Source organism: Pseudomonas sp. o96-267 (genome assembly GCF_003935465.1).
Taxonomy (GTDB): domain Bacteria; phylum Pseudomonadota; class Gammaproteobacteria; order Pseudomonadales; family Pseudomonadaceae; genus Aquipseudomonas; species Aquipseudomonas sediminis.
This window is the reverse complement of the sequence record NZ_RHQP01000021.1, coordinates 58,179-80,080: the sequence shown is the minus strand read 5'-3', so window position 1 is coordinate 80,080 and position 21,902 is coordinate 58,179. Positions and strand designations below refer to the sequence as shown.

21 protein-coding genes are annotated in these 21,902 nt (G+C 61.2%); 16 read left to right on the top strand and 5 right to left on the bottom strand.

Annotated features, from left to right (window positions below; genetic code table 11):
• The first annotated feature begins 24 nt into the window (after positions 1–24).
• The 6 genes from tilS (at position 25) to ispD (ending at position 6,678) form a co-directional block, all read left to right on the top strand.
• Positions 25–1,347, top strand: a complete 1,323-nt coding sequence (gene tilS / locus EGJ86_RS15545) for a tRNA lysidine(34) synthetase TilS (protein ID WP_125835739.1) — start codon at positions 25–27, stop codon at positions 1,345–1,347.
• Positions 1,348–1,498: 151 nt separating this feature from the next.
• Entirely contained in the window at positions 1,499–3,130 is a 1,632-nt protein-coding gene (locus tag EGJ86_RS15540; protein ID WP_125835738.1) for a CTP synthase, read from the top strand.
• 3 nt (positions 3,131–3,133) lie between these two features.
• On the top strand, positions 3,134–3,979 hold the full coding sequence (kdsA, locus tag EGJ86_RS15535; RefSeq protein WP_125835737.1) for a 3-deoxy-8-phosphooctulonate synthase: 846 nt from the start codon (positions 3,134–3,136) through the stop codon (positions 3,977–3,979).
• 147 nt (positions 3,980–4,126) lie between these two features.
• A complete protein-coding gene (gene eno / locus EGJ86_RS15530; protein WP_125835736.1) occupies positions 4,127–5,416 on the top strand; it encodes a phosphopyruvate hydratase in 1,290 nt (429 codons plus the stop codon).
• A 288-nt stretch (positions 5,417–5,704) separates the two neighbouring features.
• Entirely contained in the window at positions 5,705–5,983 is a 279-nt protein-coding gene (locus tag EGJ86_RS15525) for a septum formation initiator family protein (RefSeq protein WP_106734981.1), read from the top strand.
• Positions 5,980–6,678, top strand: coding sequence for a 2-C-methyl-D-erythritol 4-phosphate cytidylyltransferase (gene ispD / locus EGJ86_RS15520; RefSeq protein ID WP_125835735.1), 699 nt, complete (start codon positions 5,980–5,982; stop codon positions 6,676–6,678). The genes EGJ86_RS15525 and ispD overlap by 4 nt, the downstream gene beginning before the upstream one ends.
• 13 nt (positions 6,679–6,691) lie before the next feature.
• Here ispD and EGJ86_RS15515 read toward each other — a convergent pair whose 3' ends face one another.
• Both EGJ86_RS15515 and EGJ86_RS15510 read right to left on the bottom strand, forming a co-directional pair.
• On the bottom strand, positions 6,692–7,015 hold the full coding sequence (locus tag EGJ86_RS15515; RefSeq protein WP_125835734.1) for an HPF/RaiA family ribosome-associated protein: 324 nt from the start codon (positions 7,013–7,015) through the stop codon (positions 6,692–6,694).
• A gap of 143 nt (positions 7,016–7,158) precedes the next feature.
• Entirely contained in the window at positions 7,159–8,055 is an 897-nt protein-coding gene (locus EGJ86_RS15510; protein WP_125835733.1) for a LysR family transcriptional regulator, read from the bottom strand.
• A 217-nt stretch (positions 8,056–8,272) separates the two neighbouring features.
• On the opposite strand from EGJ86_RS15510, the gene EGJ86_RS15505 reads away from it, so the two are divergent.
• The 9 genes from EGJ86_RS15505 (at position 8,273) to rpoS (ending at position 16,372) form a co-directional block, all read left to right on the top strand.
• Positions 8,273–9,385 (top strand): S-(hydroxymethyl)glutathione dehydrogenase/class III alcohol dehydrogenase, encoded by a 1,113-nt coding sequence (locus tag EGJ86_RS15505; protein ID WP_125835732.1) that lies wholly within the window; start codon positions 8,273–8,275, stop codon positions 9,383–9,385.
• Positions 9,386–9,484: 99 nt separating this feature from the next.
• Positions 9,485–10,333, top strand: coding sequence for an S-formylglutathione hydrolase (gene fghA / locus EGJ86_RS15500; protein ID WP_125835731.1), 849 nt, complete (start codon positions 9,485–9,487; stop codon positions 10,331–10,333).
• Positions 10,334–10,432: 99 nt separating this feature from the next.
• The gene (gene ispF / locus EGJ86_RS15495; RefSeq protein ID WP_004424049.1) at positions 10,433–10,906 is read left to right on the top strand and encodes a 2-C-methyl-D-erythritol 2,4-cyclodiphosphate synthase; all 474 of its coding nucleotides are present in this window, start codon (positions 10,433–10,435) and stop codon (positions 10,904–10,906) included.
• Entirely contained in the window at positions 10,903–11,961 is a 1,059-nt protein-coding gene (truD, locus tag EGJ86_RS15490; RefSeq protein ID WP_125835730.1) for a tRNA pseudouridine(13) synthase TruD, read from the top strand. The genes ispF and truD overlap by 4 nt, the downstream gene beginning before the upstream one ends.
• Complete coding sequence (surE, locus tag EGJ86_RS15485) at positions 11,949–12,698, top strand: 5'/3'-nucleotidase SurE (protein ID WP_125835729.1); 750 nt, start codon at positions 11,949–11,951, stop codon at positions 12,696–12,698. Before truD ends, surE begins: the two co-directional genes overlap by 13 nt.
• 38 nt (positions 12,699–12,736) lie before the next feature.
• Positions 12,737–13,372: a protein-L-isoaspartate(D-aspartate) O-methyltransferase gene (locus EGJ86_RS15480; RefSeq protein WP_166432394.1), complete on the top strand. Its 636-nt coding sequence runs from the start codon at positions 12,737–12,739 to the stop codon at positions 13,370–13,372.
• Between the two features lie 25 nt (positions 13,373–13,397).
• Positions 13,398–14,336 carry a DUF368 domain-containing protein gene (locus tag EGJ86_RS15475; RefSeq protein ID WP_125835728.1) on the top strand — a complete coding sequence of 313 codons (939 nt, stop codon included), beginning with the start codon at positions 13,398–13,400 and terminating at the stop codon, positions 14,334–14,336.
• Between the two features lie 48 nt (positions 14,337–14,384).
• Positions 14,385–15,263: a peptidoglycan DD-metalloendopeptidase family protein gene (locus tag EGJ86_RS15470; RefSeq protein WP_179544462.1), complete on the top strand. Its 879-nt coding sequence runs from the start codon at positions 14,385–14,387 to the stop codon at positions 15,261–15,263.
• 101 nt (positions 15,264–15,364) lie between these two features.
• Positions 15,365–16,372: an RNA polymerase sigma factor RpoS gene (rpoS, locus tag EGJ86_RS15465; RefSeq protein ID WP_004424060.1), complete on the top strand. Its 1,008-nt coding sequence runs from the start codon at positions 15,365–15,367 to the stop codon at positions 16,370–16,372.
• Between the two features lie 450 nt (positions 16,373–16,822).
• On the opposite strand, the gene fdxA is transcribed toward rpoS, so the two are convergent.
• From fdxA to EGJ86_RS15450, 3 genes are all read right to left on the bottom strand, one after another.
• Positions 16,823–17,146: a ferredoxin FdxA gene (fdxA, locus tag EGJ86_RS15460; RefSeq protein WP_013716392.1), complete on the bottom strand. Its 324-nt coding sequence runs from the start codon at positions 17,144–17,146 to the stop codon at positions 16,823–16,825.
• Positions 17,147–17,285: 139 nt separating this feature from the next.
• On the bottom strand, positions 17,286–19,853 hold the full coding sequence (gene mutS / locus EGJ86_RS15455) for a DNA mismatch repair protein MutS (RefSeq protein WP_125835727.1): 2,568 nt from the start codon (positions 19,851–19,853) through the stop codon (positions 17,286–17,288).
• A gap of 91 nt (positions 19,854–19,944) precedes the next feature.
• Complete coding sequence (locus tag EGJ86_RS15450) at positions 19,945–21,249, bottom strand: PAS domain-containing methyl-accepting chemotaxis protein (RefSeq protein WP_125835726.1); 1,305 nt, start codon at positions 21,247–21,249, stop codon at positions 19,945–19,947.
• A 110-nt stretch (positions 21,250–21,359) separates the two neighbouring features.
• On the opposite strand from EGJ86_RS15450, the gene EGJ86_RS15445 reads away from it, so the two are divergent.
• Positions 21,360–21,860 carry a CinA family protein gene (locus EGJ86_RS15445; protein WP_125835725.1) on the top strand — a complete coding sequence of 167 codons (501 nt, stop codon included), beginning with the start codon at positions 21,360–21,362 and terminating at the stop codon, positions 21,858–21,860.
• The last annotated feature ends 42 nt before the right edge of the window (positions 21,861–21,902 follow it).

Below are 21,902 nucleotides of genomic sequence, written 5' to 3'. Positions count from 1 at the left end.
CCCGTTGTTGTTTAAGCTTGGCCAATGACCGATTTCTCTATTCGCCTGCGCCAGGCCCTGCAGCCGTGGTGTACGGCTCCTGCCTGGTGTATCGCCTTCTCCGGTGGTCTCGACTCCACCGTGCTGCTGCATTTGCTCGTTGATCTGGCTCGGCGTGAGAAGCTGCCGCCGCTTTCCGCCATTCATGTCCATCATGGTTTGCAGTCGGCGGCTGACACCTGGCCAGAGCATTGCGCGCAGGTTTGCGCACGGTTGAGTATTGCTCTGGACATCGTCAGGGTGCAGGTGGCGCCAGGCGCCAGTCTCGAGCAGGCAGCGCGTAGCGCGCGTTATCAGGCTTTCACTGCGCGGCTTGGTCCGGGCGAGGTGTTGCTCAGTGCTCAGCATCGTGATGATCAGGCCGAAACCCTGCTGTTTCGTCTGCTGCGCGGCGCCGGCGCGCGCGGGCTTGCGGCGATGCCGGCCAGTCGAGCGTTGGGGCAGGGCCACCTGATTCGGCCGCTGTTCGATTGTTCTCGGGCGGAATTACAGACCTATGCGCAGAGTCATGGCCTTGCCTGGATCGAAGACCCGAGCAATGCCGATGAGCGTTTCAGTCGCAACTTCCTGCGGCGACAAGTGATGCCGCTACTGGCGGAGCGCTGGCCGCAAGCGTCGAGCAGTCTGGTGCGCAGCGCAGGCCATCTGTCTGAGGCGCAGCAGTTGCTGGATGAATTGGCCGAGATCGACCTTGCCGCTGCCCATGGCGGCTCAGCGTTTGCCTGGTTGTCGTTGCCGTCGCTGTATCTGCCGGCTGTCACTGCGTTGAGTGAGGCGCGCCAGCGCAATTTGCTGCGTCACTGGTTGGCGCCTTATACGCGTATGCCCGATAGCGACCATTGGGCTGGCTGGTGTGACCTGCGTGATGCCGCCACGGATGCAGCGCCGATCTGGAAGTTGGCCGATGGTGAACTGCACCGTGCCGATGGTCGGCTCTGGTGGCTTAGCGGTGAGTGGCTGCAGCAGCTTGAGCCACTCGATCTTTCCTTCAGCTCGTTTCCCGAGCCTGTCGAGCTGCCCGGTAACGGTTGTGTGCATCTACAGGGTGAGTTGCCGCCAAGTCGCTGGCATTTGCGTTACCGCCAGGGTGGTGAGTCACTGCAGGTGCCGGGGCGCGGCAGGCGCGATCTCAAGCGTCTGCTCAATGAGCTGCGCGTGCCGGCATTCGTGCGCCCGCGCCTGCCGCTGTTGTTCGATGGTGATGAGTTGATGGCGGTGGCGAACCTGACGCAGTCGTCAGTAATTCAGGCGAGCGGGGCGCGTCTGCAGTGGTCGCCGCCTATCGGCGTGCAAGGTTTGAGCTGGTAAGGCCTTTCCGGTAGACTACGCTCCCGTCTTAATACAGCTTTTGCCGACTCCCTCAGGGAGCTTGGCGAGCTTGCCATTTTTGCTATTGATGGCGCTCCTTCGCTTTCCCCGGCGGCATTGACCGCTTAAACGCAGACTTCTAGGGTTTTTCATGACGCGCTACATCTTCGTCACGGGTGGTGTTGTTTCTTCATTGGGGAAAGGCATCGCCTCGGCTTCACTGGCGGCCATCCTGGAGGCGCGGGGCCTGAAGGTCACCATGCTCAAGCTGGACCCTTACATCAACGTCGATCCGGGCACCATGAGCCCGTTCCAGCACGGTGAGGTGTTCGCCACCCACGACGGCGCCGAGACCGACCTCGACCTGGGTCACTACGAGCGGTTCATCCGCACCACGATGACCAAGAGCAACAACTTCACCACCGGTCGTGTGTACGAGGACGTACTGCGCAAGGAGCGCCGTGGTGATTACCTGGGCGCGACCATTCAGGTCATCCCGCACATCACCGACGAGATCAAGCGTCGCATCATCAAGGGCGCAGGCGATGCCGACGTGGCCCTGGTGGAAATCGGCGGCACCGTGGGTGACATCGAATCGCAACCGTTCCTCGAGGCCATCCGCCAACTGCGTGTGGAAGTGGGCGCCAAGCGCGCGATGCTGATGCACCTGACCCTGGTGCCGTACATCGCCACCGCTGGTGAGACCAAGACCAAGCCGACTCAGCACTCGGTCAAGGAACTGCGCTCCATCGGCCTGCAGCCTGACGTGCTGGTGTGCCGCTCCGATCACCCGATCGATGTCTCCTCACGCCGCAAGATCGCCCTGTTCACCAACGTCGAAGAGCGTGCGGTGATCAGCCTGGAAGACGTCGACACCATCTACAAGATTCCGGGCGTGCTGCATGCTCAGGGTCTGGATGACTTCGTCGTCGAGCGTTTCGGCCTAGAGTGCGGCGGCGCCGACCTGTCCGAGTGGGATCGCGTCGTCGATGCCAAGCTCAATCCGGAAAAAGAAGTCACCATCGCCATGGTCGGTAAGTACATGGAGCTGCTGGACGCGTACAAGTCGCTGATCGAAGCGATGAGCCACGCCGGCATCCAGAACCGTACCAAGGTCAACCTGCGTTATATCGACTCCGAAGACATCGAGAACCAGGGCACTGGCCTGCTCGAAGGCGTCGATGCCATCCTGGTGCCGGGCGGCTTCGGTCTGCGTGGCGTGGAAGGCAAGATCAAGACCGTGCAGTACGCTCGCGAGAACAAGATTCCCTATCTGGGCATCTGCCTCGGCATGCAGGTAGCGGTCATCGAGTACGCCCGTAACGTCGTGGGTTGGACTGACGCCAACTCTTCCGAATTCGACATGGCCAGTGCTCATCCGGTGGTGGGCCTGATTACCGAATGGCAGGACGCAACTGGCGCCACCGAGCAGCGCAGTGAAAGCTCTGACCTGGGCGGCACCATGCGCCTGGGTGCGCAGGATTGCCAACTGCTGAGCGGCTCCAAGGTACACGACTGCTATGGCAAGGACGTGATCGTCGAACGTCACCGTCACCGTTACGAGGTGAACAACAACCTGCTGCCGAAGCTGACCGAGGCTGGCCTGAAGGTCACCGGCCGTTCTGGCGACGGTGCACTGGTCGAAGTGGTCGAGGCGCCGGATCATCCGTGGTTCGTCGCCTGCCAGTTCCATCCTGAGTTCACCTCCACGCCGCGTGACGGCCATCCGCTGTTCAGCGGTTTCGTCAATGCTGCCCTGGCGCAGAAAGCGAAGAAGGCTTAAGGCATGGCACAGAAGATCATCAAGGTTCGCGACATCGAGATCGCTAACGACAAGCCTTTCGTGCTGTTCGGTGGTATCAACGTGCTCGAGTCGCGCGACCTGGCCATGCAGGCCTGCGAGGAGTACGTACGGGTGACCGAGAAGCTCGGCATTCCCTACGTGTTCAAGGCCAGCTTCGACAAGGCCAACCGTTCTTCCATCACCTCCTTCCGTGGCCCTGGCCTGGAAGAGGGCATGAAGATCTTCGAGGAACTGAAGAAGACTTTTGGCGTGCCGGTGATCACCGATGTGCATGAGCCGCACCAAGCGGCTGCCGTGGCCGAAGTGTGCGACATCATCCAGTTGCCGGCTTTCCTGTCGCGGCAGACCGATCTGGTAGTGGCCATGGCCAAGACCGGCGCGGTGATCAACATCAAGAAGGCGCAGTTCCTCGCTCCGCAGGAAATGAAGCACATCCTGGCCAAGTGCGAAGAGGCCGGTAACGATCAGTTGATTCTTTGCGAGCGTGGTTCCTCCTTCGGTTACAACAACTTGGTAGTGGACATGCTCGGCTTCGGCATCATGAAGCAGTTTGAGTACCCGGTGTTCTTCGACGTGACCCACGCCCTGCAGATGCCGGGTGGTCGCGCCGACTCTGCTGGTGGTCGTCGCGCTCAGGTTACCGACCTAGCCAAGGCCGGCATGAGTCAGGGCCTGGCAGGCTTGTTCCTGGAGGCGCATCCGGATCCGGAAAACGCCAAGTGCGACGGTCCATGCGCCCTGCGCCTGAACAAGCTGGAGCCGTTCCTAACTCAGCTCAAGCAGCTGGATGACCTTATCAAGAGTTTTCCTCCGATCGAGACTGCCTGAGCCGGTTGTAATCCGGTAAAGTGCCGCCCGAGAAAAATCCCCCTGACCCGTGAGTCAGTGTGAGCCGTCGATCTGCCCTCGGGCAGCGACGGCCCAGTGCAGCCTGCTGCTGCCGGCTTATCGTCAACCTTTGGAGCGTTATCAAGAATGGCAAAGATCGTCGACATCAAGGGTCGTGAGGTTCTCGACTCCCGTGGTAACCCCACCGTGGAAGCGGATGTAATTCTGGAAGGCGGCATCGTCGGCAGCGCATGCGCTCCGTCCGGCGCCTCCACTGGCTCGCGCGAAGCGCGGGAGCTGCGTGACGGCGACAAGAGCCGTTACCGGGGCAAGGGCGTGCTGAAGGCCGTCGCCAACATCAACGGCCCGATCCGTGACCTGCTGCTGGGCAAAGACGCTGTCGACCAGAAAGCTCTGGATCGCGCGATGATCGAGCTCGACGGTACCGAGAACAAGGCGACTCTGGGCGCCAACGCCATCCTCGCTGTGTCCCTGGCTGCCGCCAAGGCCGCTGCTCAGGCCAAGGGCGTGCCGCTGTACGCGCACATCGCTGATCTGAATGGCACCCCGGGTGTCTACTCCATGCCGGTACCGATGATGAACATCATCAACGGCGGCGAGCATGCCGACAACAACGTCGACATCCAGGAATTCATGGTGCAGCCGGTTGGCGCCAAGAATTTCGCCGACGCCCTGCGCATGGGCGCCGAGATCTTCCATCACCTCAAAGCGGTGCTCAAGGCCCGTGGCCTGAACACCGCTGTGGGTGACGAAGGCGGCTTCGCGCCGAACCTGGCTTCCAACGAAGATGCCCTGGCCGCCATCGCCGAAGCCGTTGCCAACGCCGGCTACAAGCTGGGAGACGACGTGACCCTGGCGCTGGACTGCGCATCGAGCGAGTTCTACAAGGACGGTCAATACGACCTGGCCGGCGAAGGCAAGGTATTCAGCGGTGAAGGCTTTGCCGACTACCTGGCTGGCCTGACCGAGCGTTACCCGATCATCTCCATCGAAGACGGCATGGACGAGTCCGACTGGGCCAGTTGGAAAGTTCTGACCGACAAGATTGGCGCCAAGGTACAGCTGGTTGGCGACGATCTGTTCGTCACCAATACCAAGATCCTCAAGCGCGGCATCGACGAGCAGATTGGTAACTCGATCCTGATCAAGTTCAACCAGATCGGCTCGCTGACCGAGACCCTGGAAGCCATCCAGATGGCCAAGGCCGCTGGCTTCACCGCCGTGATCTCGCACCGCAGCGGTGAAACCGAAGACAGCACCATCGCCGACCTGGCTGTAGGTACTGCCGCCGGTCAGATCAAAACTGGTTCGCTGTGCCGTTCCGACCGTGTTTCCAAGTACAACCAGCTGCTGCGCATCGAAGAGCAACTGGCTGGCAAGGCCCCGTACAAAGGCCGCGCCGAGTTCCGCGGCTAAGCACTGCGTGGTATGAAAGGGCGACGCAAGTCGCCCTTTTTCGTGGTTATTCCAGCGTTTGCGCTGCATGCTGTAGGAGCGGATTTATCCGCGATTTTTCGCGGCTGAAGCCGCTCCTACAAAGTCTGCGTCATTGCGGGCATGGCCTTTTTCGTGGACGCTTCGTCGATCTCTGGGAACCAATGCACGGATGCAGGTACCGAAACCCCATGTCACTCATCAGACGGCTTCTTTTCAAGCATGAACGCAGCCCCTACCATGCCGATGACTCAATCTGCGAGCCGCTCCATGCGTAGTCCGTATTGGCTGTTTATCGTGCTGATCCTGTTGTTGGCTGGCCTGCAGTATCGTCTGTGGGTGGGCGACGGCAGCCTGGCTGCTGCCAGCCGTCTGCAACAGCAGATCGCCGAACAGAAGGGCGAGAACGAGCGTTTGCTGGAGCGCAATCGTATCCTCGAGGCCGAAGTTATGGAGCTCAAGCGCGGCATGGAAACCGTGGAAGAGCGGGCGCGTCAGGAGCTGGGCATGCTCAAAGAGGGTGAGACCCTCTATCTGCTGACTGAATGACCACGAAATTCTGGCTGGTGATTCCAGCTGCCGGTGTCGGCGCGCGGATGGCCGCCAACCGGCCCAAGCAGTACCTGCAGATCGCCGGCCGCTGCATTCTTGAACATACTCTGCACTGTTTTCTTGACCATCCCGGTCTGCTGGGAGCTGTGGTGTGCGTGGCCGTGGATGACCCGTTCTGGCCGCAACTGCCTGTGGCAAACGATGCGCGTATCCGTCGGGCGCCTGGCGGTCACGAACGCGCCGACTCGGTATTGGCAGGGCTGGAAGCGCTATTCGCAGGGGGCGCGGACAGCGAGGATTGGGTGCTGGTGCATGACGCGGCACGACCCAATCTGGCCTGGGAAGACCTTGAGCGACTACTGGACAGCCTGGCCAATGACCCGGTTGGCGGCCTGCTGGCAGTGCCGGCGCGCGACACGCTCAAGCGTGCCGGAAGTGATGGCAGGGTGTTGGAGACTGTGGACCGTAGCGTGATCTGGCAGGCTTACACGCCGCAGATGTTTCGTCTGGGCGCGCTGCGCGAGGCTCTGGCGCAAGCGCTGAAAGAAGGTGTGGCAGTGACCGATGAAGCTTCGGCCATGGAGTGGGCAGGGCAGTCGCCCCGGCTCATCGAGGGCCGGGCGGACAACCTCAAGGTCACCCGCCCGGAAGATCTGCATTATCTACAACGTATCTGGCGCGAGAGTCGCTGAGCGATCCGCAGCATCAGTGCGTCCAGCGCTTGGCGTCTTTGCCCAGGTTGCGATCCAGCGCGTTGGTCAGCTTGTTCATGGCACCGTCGATTGCCTGCTGCAGTTCGCTGGCATCGTGGGAAACCGTCAGCGGGTCGCGTCCTTTCATCCGCGCCTCGACTTTGCAGCGCTTGTCCTGCGGGCCACTTTTGAGCGCGTTCTCGTCGGAGAGATGAATTTCGATCCGGGTGAGGTGGTCCTCGTAGCGCTGGAGCTTGTCCCGGACGCGACCGCGAATGTCGTCCTTGAAGTCCATCGAGAAGGTGACGTGCTTACCACTGTTGACCAGAACCTGCATAACCATGTCCTCATGTAGCTGAGTTCGTGAGGCCCCGTTTGAGCGGGGTGCATAGGTTGTGACGCGGTCGTCTCGCCCGAGTTTCGCCCTGACTTGTGACATTCCATGACTGTTCAGCTGGGTGACAAGGTTGTTGCAAAATCTCAGGCGGGAGTGAGGTATTCGGAGCGTTGGCTGAGTCCTTGCTGCAGGGCGTCGATCAACTGGCGTACCTTGGGCGAAAGGTGACGTTGCTGTGGGTAAAGTGCCCAAACTGCGGTATTGGGTGGGCGATGCTGCTCCAGTAGAGAGGTCAGCCGCCCGCTACGCAGATGTTCGAGGACGTAGTAATCGGGTAGCTGGCACAGGCCAAAACCGCGTAGCGCAGCGTCGAGCACTGCCTGGCCGCTGTTGCAGCGCCAGTTGCCCTGCACCCGCACCTGGGTTTCCCGGCCATTTTCGGCGAAGCTCCAGGTCTCGCTGCTGCCGATCAGGCAATTGTGGCGCGCCAGCTCCGACAGCGAATGAGGGCGGCCGTAGCGTTGCAGGTACTCGGGTGCCGCGCACAGGTACATCTCGCGGGGGGCCAGGCGTGCGGCCATGAGCCGTGAGTCCTGCAGGCGCCCCAGGCGGATGGCCAGGTCCAGGCCATCGTGCAGCAGGTCGAGCGGGCGGTTGGACAGTTCTATCTCGACGCGCAATTGTGGATGTCGCGCCATGAAGTCATTGACCAGTGGCACGATGAAGCGCTCGCCATACGCCACGGCGCAGGTCATGCGTAGCAGCCCTTTGGGTTCGGCGCCAAGATCGCCGACTGCACGCAACGCTTCTTCGCGGGCATCCTGCAGGCGCTGACAGTGTTGCAGAAACAACTGGCCGGCCTCGGTCAGGGCTACCCGCCTGGTGCTGCGGTAGAACAGACGGCTCTGCAGGCGCTCTTCCAGGCGTGCGACCTGGCGGCTGACCTGCGAAGTGGACAATCCCAAGCGCTCGGCCGCCGCACTAAACTGCCCGCACTCGGCCACGGCGACGAATTCGTCGAGTCCTTCCCAGCGATTCATCGACACCCCTTCTCCCGTGTACCTGATTGCATTCGTGCTGCGCCTTTGGGAGCTCGCTGTGCGTGATCCGAGTGCAGCCGGCGACAGGCCTGCTTTTGTACGGGAAGGCTAACATTATTTCTGTGTGGCAATAATGTTTTGCTATTTCGCTGATTATCTCTTGATGGCCGTGAACTAGACTGCCTGCCATTGTCCACGCTCCCTGGAGAGAACTGCCATGATCAAGTCCCGCGCCGCCGTTGCCTTCGCCCCGAATGAGCCCCTGAAAATCGTCGAGGTCGATGTCGCGCCACCTCAGGCCGGAGAGGTGCTGGTACGTATTGTCGCTACCGGCGTCTGCCACACCGATGCCTATACCCTGTCCGGCCAGGACAGCGAGGGCGTGTTCCCCTGCATTCTCGGTCACGAAGGTGGCGGTATCGTCGAGGCGGTGGGTGAGGGCGTCACTTCGCTGGCGGTCGGCGACCACGTGATTCCGCTGTACACCGCTGAATGCGGCGAGTGCAAATTTTGCAAATCCAACAAGACCAACCTGTGCAGCTCGGTACGCGCCACCCAGGGCAAGGGGCTGATGCCCGATGGCACCAGCCGCTTCTCCTACAACGGCGAGCCGGTCTACCACTACATGGGTTGCTCGACCTTCTCCGAGTACACCGTGCTGCCGGAAGTGTCTCTGGCGAAGATTCCCAAGGAGGCGCCGCTGGAGAAGGTCTGCCTGCTTGGCTGCGGCGTGACCACCGGTATTGGCGCCGTGCTCAATACCGCCAAGGTTACCGAGGGCTCCACCGTGGCCATCTTCGGTTTGGGTGGCATTGGTCTGGCGGCGATCATCGGCGCCAAGATGGCCAAGGCTTCGCGCATCATCGGCATCGATATCAACCCGGCCAAGGAAGCTGTGGCGCGTGAGCTGGGCATCACCGATTTCGTCAATCCGAAGGAGCACAGCAAGCCGATTCAGGAGGTCATCGTCGAGATGACCGATGGCGGCGTCGACTACAGCTTCGAGTGCATCGGCAACGTGCAACTGATGCGCGCTGCGCTGGAGTGCTGCCACAAGGGCTGGGGCGAGTCGACCATCATCGGCGTGGCACCAGCTGGTGCCGAGATCAGCACCCGTCCGTTCCAGCTGGTCACCGGTCGTGTCTGGCGTGGCAGCGCCTTCGGTGGGGTCAAGGGTCGTACCGAGCTGCCCAGCTATGTCGAGAAGTCGCAGAGCGGTGAAATTCCGCTGGACACCTTCATCACCCACAACCTGCCGCTGGAAGAAATCAACGAGGCGTTTGAGCTGATGCATGAAGGCAAGAGCATCCGCACCGTCATTCATTTCTGATGAAACACCGTGCGGCCTCATGGCTGCGCGGATCCTCGCGGGGTGCGCTGTGCGCACCGCAACCCCTTGGTGCGCATGGCGCACCCTACGGAGCGGCTCATGACCCTCGAAATCGTTTCCAGCAACAAGAGCTTTGGCGGCTGGCACAAGCGCTATCGCCATCGTTCCAGCAGTCTCAACTGCGACATGGTGTTTGCCGTCTACCTACCACCCCAGGCCGAACAGGGTGCCAAGCTGCCAGTGTTGTATTGGCTGAGCGGCCTGACCTGTACCGACGAGAACTTCATGCAGAAAGCCGGCGCCCAGCGCATGGCGGCCGAGCTCGGGTTGATCATCGTCGCGCCTGACACCAGCCCGCGTGGCGAAGGCGTGGCCGACGACGCCAATGGTGCCTATGACTTCGGCCTCGGCGCAGGTTTCTACGTCAATGCCACCCAGGAACCCTTCGCCCGCCACTACCGCATGTACGACTACGTGGTGCAGGAGCTGCCGGCATTGATCGAGGCCAATTTCCCTGTATCGGACAAGCGCGGTATCGCCGGCCATTCCATGGGTGGCCACGGTGCGCTGATCTGCGCGCTGAAGAATCCGGGACGTTATCAGTCGGTATCGGCCTTTTCACCGATCAGCAATCCGATGAACTGTCCTTGGGGCGAGAAGGCCTTTTCCCTGTACCTGGGCGAGGAGCGTTCGCGCTGGCGCGAGTGGGATGCCAGCGTGCTGATCGCCGAGGCTGGCGAGAAGCTGCCGATCCTGGTCGATCAGGGTGATCGTGATGATTTCCTCGACGGCCAGCTCAAACCGCAGGTACTGCAGGCTGCGGCCAAGGCCGCTGCTCATCCGCTGACCCTGCGCATGCAGCCAGGCTATGACCACAGCTACTACTTCATCGCCAGCTTCATCGACGATCACCTGCGTCACCATGCAGCCGCTTTGCTCCCGGCGTAACCCGGATGAAATCCGGGGCGCGAATTTCCCGGATTTCATCCGGGTTACGGGGCAATGCGGTTAGAATCACGCCCTGACTTTTTCAGGGCGTTGTTCTTTATGCGTATCGGTCATGGCTATGACGTACACCGCTTCGGCGAGGGCGATTTCATCACCCTCGGCGGCGTACGGATTCCCCATAAGTTTGGTCTTGTCGCTCATTCCGACGGCGACGTGCTGCTGCACGCGCTTAGCGATGCCCTGCTCGGTGCAGTAGCGCTGGGCGATATCGGCAAACATTTCCCCGATACCGATCCGACTTTCAAAGGCGCCGATAGCCGTGCGCTGCTGCGCCATGTGATGGGCCTGGTGCGTGGCAAGGGCTACGCGGTGGGTAACGTCGATGCCACCATCATCGCTCAGGCACCGAAGATGGCGCCGCATATCCAGAGCATGCGCGAGCGCATTGCCGAGGATCTGGGTATCGAACTGGATCAGGTCAACGTCAAGGCCACCACCACCGAGAAGCTCGGTTTCACCGGGCGTGAGGAAGGTATCGCGGTGCATGCCGTCGCCTTGCTGGTCAAGGCATGAACGAGCTGCAACTGCTGGGGCCGCGCGCCCATGGCGAGGCCTGTGGTCGTGCGGTACTCAAGGCCACTGCCGAGGATTTTCAGGTCGATGAAGTACTGGATATCCCGCTCACTGGCCAGGGTGAGCATCTGTGGTTGTGGGTGGAAAAGCGCGGCCTGAATACCGAGGAAGCCGCCCGGCGTATCGCCCGCGCTGCCGGCCTGCCGCTCAAGGCGGTCAGTTACGCGGGGCTCAAGGATCGCCAGGCGCTGACCCGACAGTGGTTCAGCCTGCACCTGCCGGGCAAGGCCGACCCTGATCTGGTCGCTGCGCAGGGCGATGATCTGGTCATCCTGCGCAGCCAGCGACACAACCGCAAATTGCAGCGTGGTGCCCATGCCGCCAATGGTTTCACCTTGCGCCTGACTGCCCTGGAGGCGGACCGCGATGCGCTGGAGCAGCGCCTGCAGCGTATCGCCGAGCAAGGCGTGCCCAACTATTTCGGCTTGCAGCGCTTTGGCTTCGATGGCGGCAACGTCGAGCAGGCGCGTGATTTTGCCTCGCGCCAGGAGTTGCCGGTGCAACGCAATCTGCGTTCGCGCCTGCTCTCATCGGCGCGCAGTTACCTGTTCAATCAGGTGCTGGCCAAGCGCGTGGCTGCCGGCACCTGGAACCAGGCGCAGGTCGGCGACCTGCTGGCCTTCACTGCCAGTCGTAGTTTCTTCATGGCTGGCGAGGCCGAGTGTGTTGACCCGCGCCTGGCTATTCTCGATCTGCATCCCACCGGCCCGCTTTGGGGGGACGGTCCGTTGCCGACCGCTGGTGAGACCCAGCAGCTGGAGCAGGCGGTGGCCGATGAGGCCGGGCAACTGGTGCAATGGCTGATCAAGGCGGACATGGCGCACGAACGGCGAATTCTGCGCCTCCCCATCGGCGGCCTGTCATGGCATTATCCCGAACCCGATATTCTGCAACTTGCATTCGTCCTGCCGGCCGGGTGTTTCGCCACCGTGGTGGTGCGCGAATTGCTCGATCTGGTGCCAGCAGGGCAGACGGATACTCCATGCGAATTCTGATTTCCAACGACGACGGGGTGAACGCACCCGGTATCGCTGCGTTGCACCAAGCGCTGGCCGACTATGCCGAGTGCGTAGTGATCGCGCCTACCGAAGATAAGAGCGGCGCCAGCAGCGCACTGACGCTCGATCGTCCGCTACATCCCATGGCCTTGGCCAATGGCTACATCAGCCTCAATGGCACGCCGACCGATTGCGTGCACCTGGGGCTCAATGGCTTGCTCGAGCAGACGCCGGACATGGTCGTCTCTGGCATCAATCTGGGGGCTAACCTGGGTGATGACGTGCTCTATTCCGGCACCGTCGCCGCCGCGCTCGAAGGACGTTTCCTGAGCAAGCCAGCGTTCGCTTTCTCGCTGCTGTCGCGTCTTCCCGACAACCTGCCGACCGCTGCCTATTTCGCTCGTAAACTGGTCGAGGCGCACGAGCGGCTCGAACTGCCGCCGCGTACCGTGCTCAATGTCAACGTGCCGAATCTGCCGCTGGAACATATTCGTGGCGTGCAGCTGACCCGCCTTGGCCCGCGCGCGCGCGCGGCGGCTCCGGTCAAGGTGGTCAACCCGCGTGGCAAGGAAGGTTACTGGATTGCTGCAGCCGGTGATGTCGAGGATGGCAGTCAGGGCACCGATTTCCATGCCGTGATGCAAGGTTATGTATCGATCACGCCGCTACGGCTTGATCGCACGTTCAATGAGGCTCTCGAATCTATGGATGGCTGGTTGGAGGGCATCTTCTGATGCGTGGCCAGGACGACATGCAGCGCAGCGGGATCGGCATGACCTCGCAGCGCACCCGTGAGCGATTGATCCAGCGCCTCTATGAGGAAGGACTGTCGAACGCTCGGGTACTGGAAGTGATCCGCCGTACGCCGCGTCATCTGTTCGTCGATGAGGCCCTGGCGCACCGCGCCTATGAAGACACGGCGCTGCCCATCGGGCATAACCAGACGATTTCCCAGCCGTACATGGTCGGCCGCATGACCGAACTGCTGCTGGCCGCTGGCCCGCTGGACAAGGTGCTGGAGATCGGTACCGGTTCCGGTTACCAGACCGCCGTGCTGGCACAGCTGGTCGAGCGGGTGTTCTCTGTGGAGCGCATTCAGGTGCTGCAGGATCGCGCCAAGGAGCGTCTGGCCGAACTCAAGCTGCGCAACGTGGTCTTTCGCTGGGGTGATGGCTGGGAAGGTTGGAACGCGCTCGGTCCGTACAACGGCATCATCGTCACCGCCGCCGCCGCGCAAGTACCGCAGGCCTTGCTCGATCAACTGGCTCCAGGTGGACGGCTGGTCATCCCGGTCGGCAGTGGCGATGTGCAGCAGTTGTTGCTGATCGTACGCGAAGAGCAGGGCTTTTCCCGGCATGTGCTCGACGCGGTGCGTTTCGTGCCATTACTCAACGGGCCGCTGGCCTGATCGCTTTTTCGCTCCGGAAGGATCCATGAAGAAACATTTTCTGCTCTATGCCAAGGGCTTGGCCATGGGCGCTGCAGATGTCGTGCCCGGCGTTTCCGGTGGCACCATCGCTTTCATCAGTGGCATTTATGACGAGCTGCTGCGCTCTATTGCCAGCATTCCCGAAGCGCTCCTGCTCCTGCTGCGTGGTCGCATCAAGGACGCCTGGCAGATGGCCAATGCGACCTTTCTGCTGGTGCTGCTGTGCGGCATCCTCACCAGTGTCCTGACGCTCGCGCGCCTGATCACCTATTTGCTGCACCATCATCCGATTCCGGTGTGGTCGTTTTTCTTCGGATTGATTCTGGTGTCCACCTATTTGGTGGGGCGCGAGATCGGGCGGTGGAACTGGAGCAGGGTGGTGAGTTTTGTGCTCGGTCTGGCTTTCGCCTACTGGATCACCGTCGCGGCGCCCATGCAGTGGGGCAGTGACCTGCCGACTCTGTTTCTGGCTGGTGCCATCGCTATCTGCGCAATGATCCTGCCGGGTATTTCGGGCAGTTTCATCCTGCTTCTGCTGGGTCTTTACTCGGTGGTATTGGGGGCGGTGAAAGAGCTCGATCTTATGGTCTTGGCGGTGTTTGCCAGCGGTTGTCTGGTTGGCATTCTCAGTTTCGCTCGCCTGCTCAGTTGGCTGCTTTCACGTTGGCGTGACCTCAGTCTGGCGTTTCTCGCTGGCCTGATGCTGGGTTCGCTGAACAAGGTCTGGCCCTGGAAGGAGACCCTGAGCTGGCGTATCGACAGTAAGGGCGAGCAGGTACCGTTACTGGAGAGCAACCTGCTGCCAGGGAAATTTGCCGAAATCAGTGGTCAGGATCCGCAGTTGCTGTTTGCCGTTGCACTGGCAATCGGCGGCATCGTTCTGGTGCTCGGTTTGGAGTGGCTGGCGAGTCGTCGGCCAGTCGATACTGGTCGCGCTGAATAAATACGGCACAATAGGCGTCGTACTCGGAATCATTCAGGGAGCTGTTGGGTGAGTTGGACCGTCCTTCACGTGCTAGTCCGCGCAGTAGCAGCCATTCGCCTGCCTCTGGCCATGCTTGCTGCCTCCGCGTTGGTCGGCTGTGCCAGCTCGCCCCCAGGCGGTGTGCAGGTAGTCGACCGTGGACAGAACCAGGGGCGTGCTCCAGTAGTACAGCGTCAGCCCGTACGCAGTGGCCACTATGTGGTGCAGCGTGGCGACACGCTCTATTCCATTGCCTTTCGTTTCGGCTGGGACTGGAAGGCGCTGGCTGCCCATAACGGCCTGCGTGATCCTTACGTGATCCGTGTTGGCCAGACGATCCGTTTCGACAACCGCCCGGTGGGTAACAGTCAGCCGGTCGCTTCGGCACCGCCTCCAACCACCTCGACGGTTATCACCCAACCAGTGCCCAGTCGTCCGCCGGTTGCCGTGACTGCGCCGCCTGCAACTCAGCCCGCTCGCCCGCCGGTAGCCAATACGCCAGCGACCACGCCAGTCACTCCAGTGAGTCGTTCTGCCAGCGGTTGGTCCTGGCCAACTGAAGGCACTGTGATCAGTCGTTTTTCCTCAAACGGTAGTTTGAATAAAGGCATTGATATCGCTGGGCAATTAGGCCAGCCTGTTTTAGCTGCGTCTGATGGATCAGTGGTGTACGCCGGGAGTGGTTTGCGGGGCTACGGCGAGTTGATCATCATCAAGCACAGCGATACCTACGTAAGTGCTTACGGTCATAACCGCAGGTTGTTGGTACGGGAGGGGCAGCAGGTCAAAGCCGGGCAAAGTATTGCCGAAATGGGGTCCACAGGGGCCGACCGGGTGAAGCTGCACTTCGAGATTCGCCGCCAAGGTAAACCTGTCGATCCGCTGCAATATCTGCCACGTCGTTGATCCGTCGCTGACCCGTTCCATCACGTAGGAGGGACGGGCTCAGGTGTGGCCAGGACGGTTCCGCCAGAGTCTGTTGTCGAACTCAGCTAGGGACAACAACAATGGCTCTCATCAAAAAAGAAGCGCCGGAGTTTGACGTCGACGATGAACTGCTCCTCATGGAGCCAGGCATCGTTTTCGGCGAGGTTCAGGGCGATGAGGTGGAAGCACCGGTCGCACGTACCAAGGCCAAGAACGCCACCCCCTCCAAGCAGCACAAATACATCGACTACACCCGGGCGCTAGACGCCACTCAGCTTTACCTCAACGAAATCGGTTTCTCTCCCTTGCTCACTCCCGAAGAGGAAGTGCACTTCGCGCGCCTGGCGCAGAAGGGCGATCCTGCCGGGCGCAAACGCATGATCGAGAGCAACCTGCGCCTGGTCGTGAAGATCGCTCGGCGTTACGTCAACCGTGGTCTCTCTCTGCTCGATCTGATCGAGGAGGGCAACCTCGGCTTGATTCGCGCCGTGGAAAAATTCGATCCGGAGCGGGGGTTCCGTTTCTCGACCTATGCAACCTGGTGGATCCGCCAGACCATCGAACGCGCCATCATGAACCAGACGCGAACCATCCGTTTGCCGATTCATGTGGTCAAGGAGCTCAACGTATACCTGCGTGCAGCTCGTGAGCTGACCCAGAAGCTTGACCATGAGCCTTCTGCGGAAGAAATTGCCAACCTGCTGGAAAAACCGGTGGGCGAGGTCAAGCGCATGCTCGGCCTCAACGAACGAGTGTCCTCGGTGGACGTCTCGCTTGGTCCGGATTCGGACAAGACGCTGCTCGACACCCTGACCGATGATCGCCCGACCGATCCCTGCGAACTGTTGCAGGACGATGATCTGTCGCAGAGCATTGATCAGTGGCTCTCCGACCTGACCGACAAACAACGGGAAGTTGTTGTGCGTCGCTTCGGTCTGCGCGGCCATGAAAGTTGTACCCTTGAAGAAGTGGGGCAGGAGATCGGCCTGACCCGCGAGCGGGTGCGGCAGATTCAGGTTGAGGCGCTCAAGCGTCTGCGGGAAATCCTGGAGAAGAACGGCTTGTCCAGCGACGCCTTGTTCCAGTGAGGTTTCGCTTCGATCATGAACCCGGCTCCGGCCGGGTTTTTTATGCGACCCCATGTAAGTCATCGCTTACAGGTGTTGTCAGTGTTTGTGTTGAAAACCCAGCTCTTTTACTGAATTTGTTTTTAAATTATTGTTTTATAAGGTTTTTATAAAATAAGTGAACAGGCGGTATAAATTTTGGCCGGGTTGTGCCGCTGCCCGTAACAGCTAATATCACACCCGTGCTCAGGGACAAGCACAGATCATCAGGACGATGATCAGGAACATCGCAAGAAGCGATTCATCAGGATGATGAGTTGGGAAATAAAGGGATTAGGGAATAAAAGTGGGCGGCGCGAGCCGCCCCTTTTTTTGCGCGTGCTGTTTGTGGCGCCAGCCTGGCGGGCAGTCGGCCCGGAGCCTGAAAGTAAAAGACCCGCACTTGGCGGGTCTTTGTGTTTCAGGGCGAACTCAGCGCTCCAGGTGTTGCAGCTTGTCCTTCACGCCATCCCACTCTTCGGCGTCCGGCAGTGCATCTTTCTTCTCGGTGATGTTCGGCCACACTTCGGCCAGATCGGCGTTCAGTTCGATGAACTCCTGCTGATCCTCTGGTACCTCGTCTTCCGAGAAGATCGCTTGCGCAGGGCACTCCGGCTCGCACAGGGCGCAATCAATGCACTCATCCGGGTGAATGACCAGGAAGTTCGGGCCTTCGTAGAAGCAGTCGACCGGGCAGACTTCCACACAGTCGGTGTATTTGCACTTGATGCAGTTGTCGGTGACGACGAAGGTCATGTCTGATTCTCTCCTCGGGCGGCGGCCTGGGCCCTTTCTGTGAAGGGCTGTCAGGCGCTCTGTATGTGGCCGCGGCTCAGGCTGTAAACCGGGCGGTCGTAAAATTGCGCGCGATTCTAGCAGTTTGTTGTATTGAACGTTAGATCTGCGTCTTCCATGTATATAACAGCTCCAGCGCCTTGCGCGGAGTCAGATCATCCGGGTTGATCTTGTGCAATTGCTCCAGCAGTGGGTGCGGCACGCTGGCGAACAGGTCACTCTGCATCGGCGCTTGCGGCTGGCCGGGCGCCTGGCGTGGCAGATCGTGCGGCAGGCTGGTGGCCTCCAGGCGCGCCAGGTGCTCGCGTGCGCGGCTGATCACCGTGCCGGGTACACCAGCCAGTTGCGCTACGGCCAGGCCGTAGCTCTGGCTCGCGGGGCCTGGCTGAACGTGGTGGAGGAAGACGATGCGCTCGTTGTGCTCGGTGGCCGAGAGGTGCACGTTGGCCACCACCGGCTCGCTTTCCGGCAACACGGTCAGCTCGAAATAGTGTGTGGCGAACAGGGTGAAGGCGCGTAGGCGCGCTAGGTGCTCGGCGGCTGACCAGGCCAGCGACAGGCCGTCGAAGGTACTGGTGCCGCGGCCGACCTCGTCCATTAGCACCAGGCTACGCTCGCTGGCGTTGTGCAGGATGTTGGCAGTTTCGCTCATCTCCACCATGAAGGTGGAACGGCCGCCAGCCAGGTCATCGCTCGAGCCGATACGGGTGAAGATACGATCGACCAGCGACAGCTCGCAGGCCGCCGCCGGCACGAAGCTGCCGATATGGGCCAGCAGCACGATCAGCGCAGTCTGGCGCATGTAGGTGGATTTACCACCCATGTTCGGCCCCGTGATGACCAGCATGCGGCGGCTGTCGTCGAGATCCAGATCGTTGGCCACGAAGGGCGTGGTCAGCACCTGCTCGACCACCGGGTGGCGGCCCTGGTCGATACGCATACATGGTTCGTCGACGAAACGCGGGCGATTCAGGTCAAGGTTCAGCGAGCGCTCGGCCAGGTTGCTCAGTACGTCCAGTTCGGCGAGGGCCGCGGCACTATCCTGCAGCGGCGCCAGATGGCCGATCAGGCGCTCGAGCAACTCGTCGTAGAGCATTTTTTCGCGGGCCAGGGCGCGGCTCTTGGCCGACAAGGCCTTGTCTTCGAACTCCTTCAGCTCCGGGGTGATGAAGCGCTCGGCGCCTTTGAGCGTCTGTCGGCGGATGTAGTCAGCCGGCGCCGATTCGGCCTGCTTGGTCGGCAATTCGATGAAGTAGCCGTGTACGCGGTTGTAGCCGACCTTGAGGTTGGCCAGGCCGGTACGCTCCTTCTCCCGAGCTTCCAGATCCATGAGGAACTGGCCGGCGTTCTCGCTCATCGCCTGCAGCTCGTCCAGCTCGGCGTCGTAGCCGGTTTTCAGCACGCCGCCGTCACGGATCACCGCCGGCGGGTTGTCGATGATGGCGCGGGCCAGCAGGTCGGCCAGTTCCGGGTAGGTGGAGATGCTGCCGGCCAGCTGTTGCAGGTGCGGGGTGTCCAGCGTGGTCATCGCCATCTGCAGTTCGGGCAGTGCCGCCAGAGCGTCGCGCAGGCGGGCGAGGTCGCGTGGGCGGGCGTTGCGCAGGCCGATGCGGGCAAGGATGCGTTCCAGGTCGCCGATTTCCTTGAGCTGCGGTTGCAGCGTTTCGAAGCGATATCCATCGAGCAGGCGGGCGATGGCGTCCTGGCGCGCCTCCAGCACAGCGCGATCACGCAGCGGGCGGTTCAGCCAACGGCCCAGCAGGCGGCTGGCCATGGCGGTCTGGCAGCGATCCATCACCGACTGCAGAGTGTTGTCGCGGCCGCCGGCGAGGTTGATGTCCAGCTCCAGGTTGCGCCGGCTGGCGCCGTCTAGGATCACCGTGTCGTCCAGGCGCTCGTGACGCAGGCTGCGCAGGTGGGGCAGGGCGGTGCGCTGGGTTTCTTTGGCATAGCCGAGCAGGCAGCCGGCGGCGCCGATGGCCAGGGTCAGGTTTTCGCAGCCGAAGCCTTTCAGGTCCTGAGTGCTGAATTGCTGGCACAGGCTCTTGAAGGCACTGTCGCGGTCGAAATCCCACGGTGCGCGGCGGCGCGAGCCTTTGCGCTTCTCGGCGGGCAGACCTTGCGGCCAGTCATCCGGGATCAGCAGCTCGGCGGGGCTCAGGCGTTCCAGTTCGGCTAGCAGGTTTTCCCAGCCTTTGATCTCCTGCACGCTGAAGCGGCCGCTGGTGATATCCAGCACGGCCAGGCCGAACAGACGTTCGTCGCCTAGTACCGCGGCCAGCAGGTTGTCACGGTGCTCATCGAGCAGGGCTTCGTCGCTGATGGTGCCGGGGGTGATGATGCGCACCACCTGGCGCTCCACCGGGCCCTTGCTGGTGGCCGGGTCGCCGATCTGTTCGCAGATCACCACCGACTCGCCGAGCTTGACCAGCTTGGCCAGGTAGCCTTCGAGCGAATGAAAAGGAATACCGCACATGGGGATCGATTGGCCGGCCGACTGGCCGCGTGCGGTCAGGGTGATGTCGAGCAGCTTGGCTGCCTTCTTCGCGTCTTCGTAGAAAATCTCGTAGAAGTCACCCATGCGATAGAACATCAACTGATCCGGGTGCTGGTTCTTCAGCTTCCAGTACTGCTGCATCATCGGGGTGTGTGCGGAGAGATCGGTCATGCCGGGCCTTACGTGCGGTGGGTGTGACGAAGCCGGGAATTTTCCCATACTTCGTCCCTCACGTGGGCTGCGAATCCGACGCGATTACCTGTCAGTCGGTGAAGGTCACCGAGAACTGGGCCACAGCCTCAACCACGCGCTGCGATTCGCTGCGTATCTCACGAATCACTTCGCCGGCCTGGTTGGCCAGGTCTACGCCGGTGCGTGCACGCTCTCGCGTGGTTGCCATGCTGGCCACTGCGTTGCGCGTAAGGCTCTGGTTCTGTTGAACGACGCCGTTGATCTCCTGGGTGGCCTGGCTGGTGCGCGAGGCCAGTTGACGCACTTCATCGGCCACTACGGCGAAGCCGTGGCCCTGTTCACCGGCGCGTGCTGCTTCGATGGCCGCGTTGAGTGCCAGCAGGTTGGTCTGGTCGGCGATACTGCGGATCACCTGAACGATGCTGGTGATCTGCTCGGATTGTTTGTTAAGGCCTTCTATCTGTTCGGCCACATGAGCCAGTTCGCTGGCAATGTCGGCAACCACCTCGACGGTCTGGGCTACCGTGCGCGTGCCGTGATCGGCGGAAACGTCGGTCTCCTTGGCGATGTCATGAGCCAGCTGGGCTGCGGCAGCCTCCGAGTCGCGGCGTTCGACCTGAGCGGTGATGTCGCTGGCGAATTTCACGACGCCATAGACGCGGCCGTTACCGTCGTAAAGGGGGTTGTAGGTGGCGCGCAGCCAGACCTGGCGGCCTTGTTTGGTCACTCGACGAAAGCGATCGGACATGAACTCGCCTTTGTTCAGGCGAGCCCAGAACTGATGGTAGTCCTCGCTGTGGCTGTCCTCGTTCAGGCAGAAGAGCCGGTGATGTTGGCCAACCACCTCTTCTCGACGATAGCCCATCAGGTCAAGGAAGTTCTGGTTGGCACTGACAACGTGACCCTCGAGGTTGAACTCGATCACCGCCATGGAGCGGTCGATGGCCTTGATATAGCTCTCGTGCATATGTTCGGCCGCTACCTGCCGGGTGATGTCGGTGGCAATCTTCATGACCTTGGTCACCGAGCCCTGGGCGTCACGGATTGGCATGTAGGTCGCTTCCAGCCAGACCTCCTTGCCGTCTCGCGTCACTCGAGGGAATCGATCACTGAAGTGCTCACCCTGGCGTAGGCGCTGCCAGAACTGCTGATAAGCGAGGCTCTCGCTCAGGCTTCGGGGGCAAAACATGCGGTGGTGTTTGCCGACAATGTCCTCCAGGCGATAATTCACCACGTCGAGAAAGGCTGGGTTGGCGTCGAGAATGATGCCGTCCGGGGTGAACTCGATCATCGCCATCGATTGGCGAATGGCCTGTAGCTCCGCCGCTCCCAGATCCTGCGCGTCCTTGTGTTCCTTGTTCCGTGACAGCCACATTGCAATGCCTCCTGTCGCACCCTAGCCGTGATAACAGTAGACGAAATTTGCCGTTTCCACTGGCGGTGCAAGCTGTGTAGGGTTTGCCGTTCGATGAGCGAGGAGTGGATATGGACAGAATCAGCCAACTGGCCGAACAACTGGGTGCAGCATTACAGGCGCAAGCTGCCCAGGTCACCACTGCAGAGTCCTGTACAGGCGGCGGTATTGCCGAGGCAATCACTCGCATCCCTGGCAGTTCGGCCTGGTTCGAGGCCGGCTATGTGACGTACTCCAACGCCCAGAAAACCAAGCAGTTGGCTGTGTGTGCCGACTTTTTCGCCAGTGTGGGCGCCGTTAGCCGTGAGGTAGTCGAAGCGATGGTGCGTGGCGCTCAGGCCAACAGCGGGGCGCGCTATGCCGTGGCTGTCAGTGGTGTGGCGGGGCCGGGCGGTGGTTCCGTGGACAAACCAGTCGGTACGGTCTGGTTGGCCTGGGGCGACGGCGAGCGTCTTTTCAGTGTGCGCAAGCAGTTCGCGGGTAACCGCGATGAGGTGCGCCGACAAACGGTCGAGGCCGCTCTGGCGGGGCTTCTGCGCCTGTTGGCGGAGGAAAATCCGCTTATGGGGTAGGCGGGCGACTTGCCCTGTGGAATAATACTGGCTACTTATACA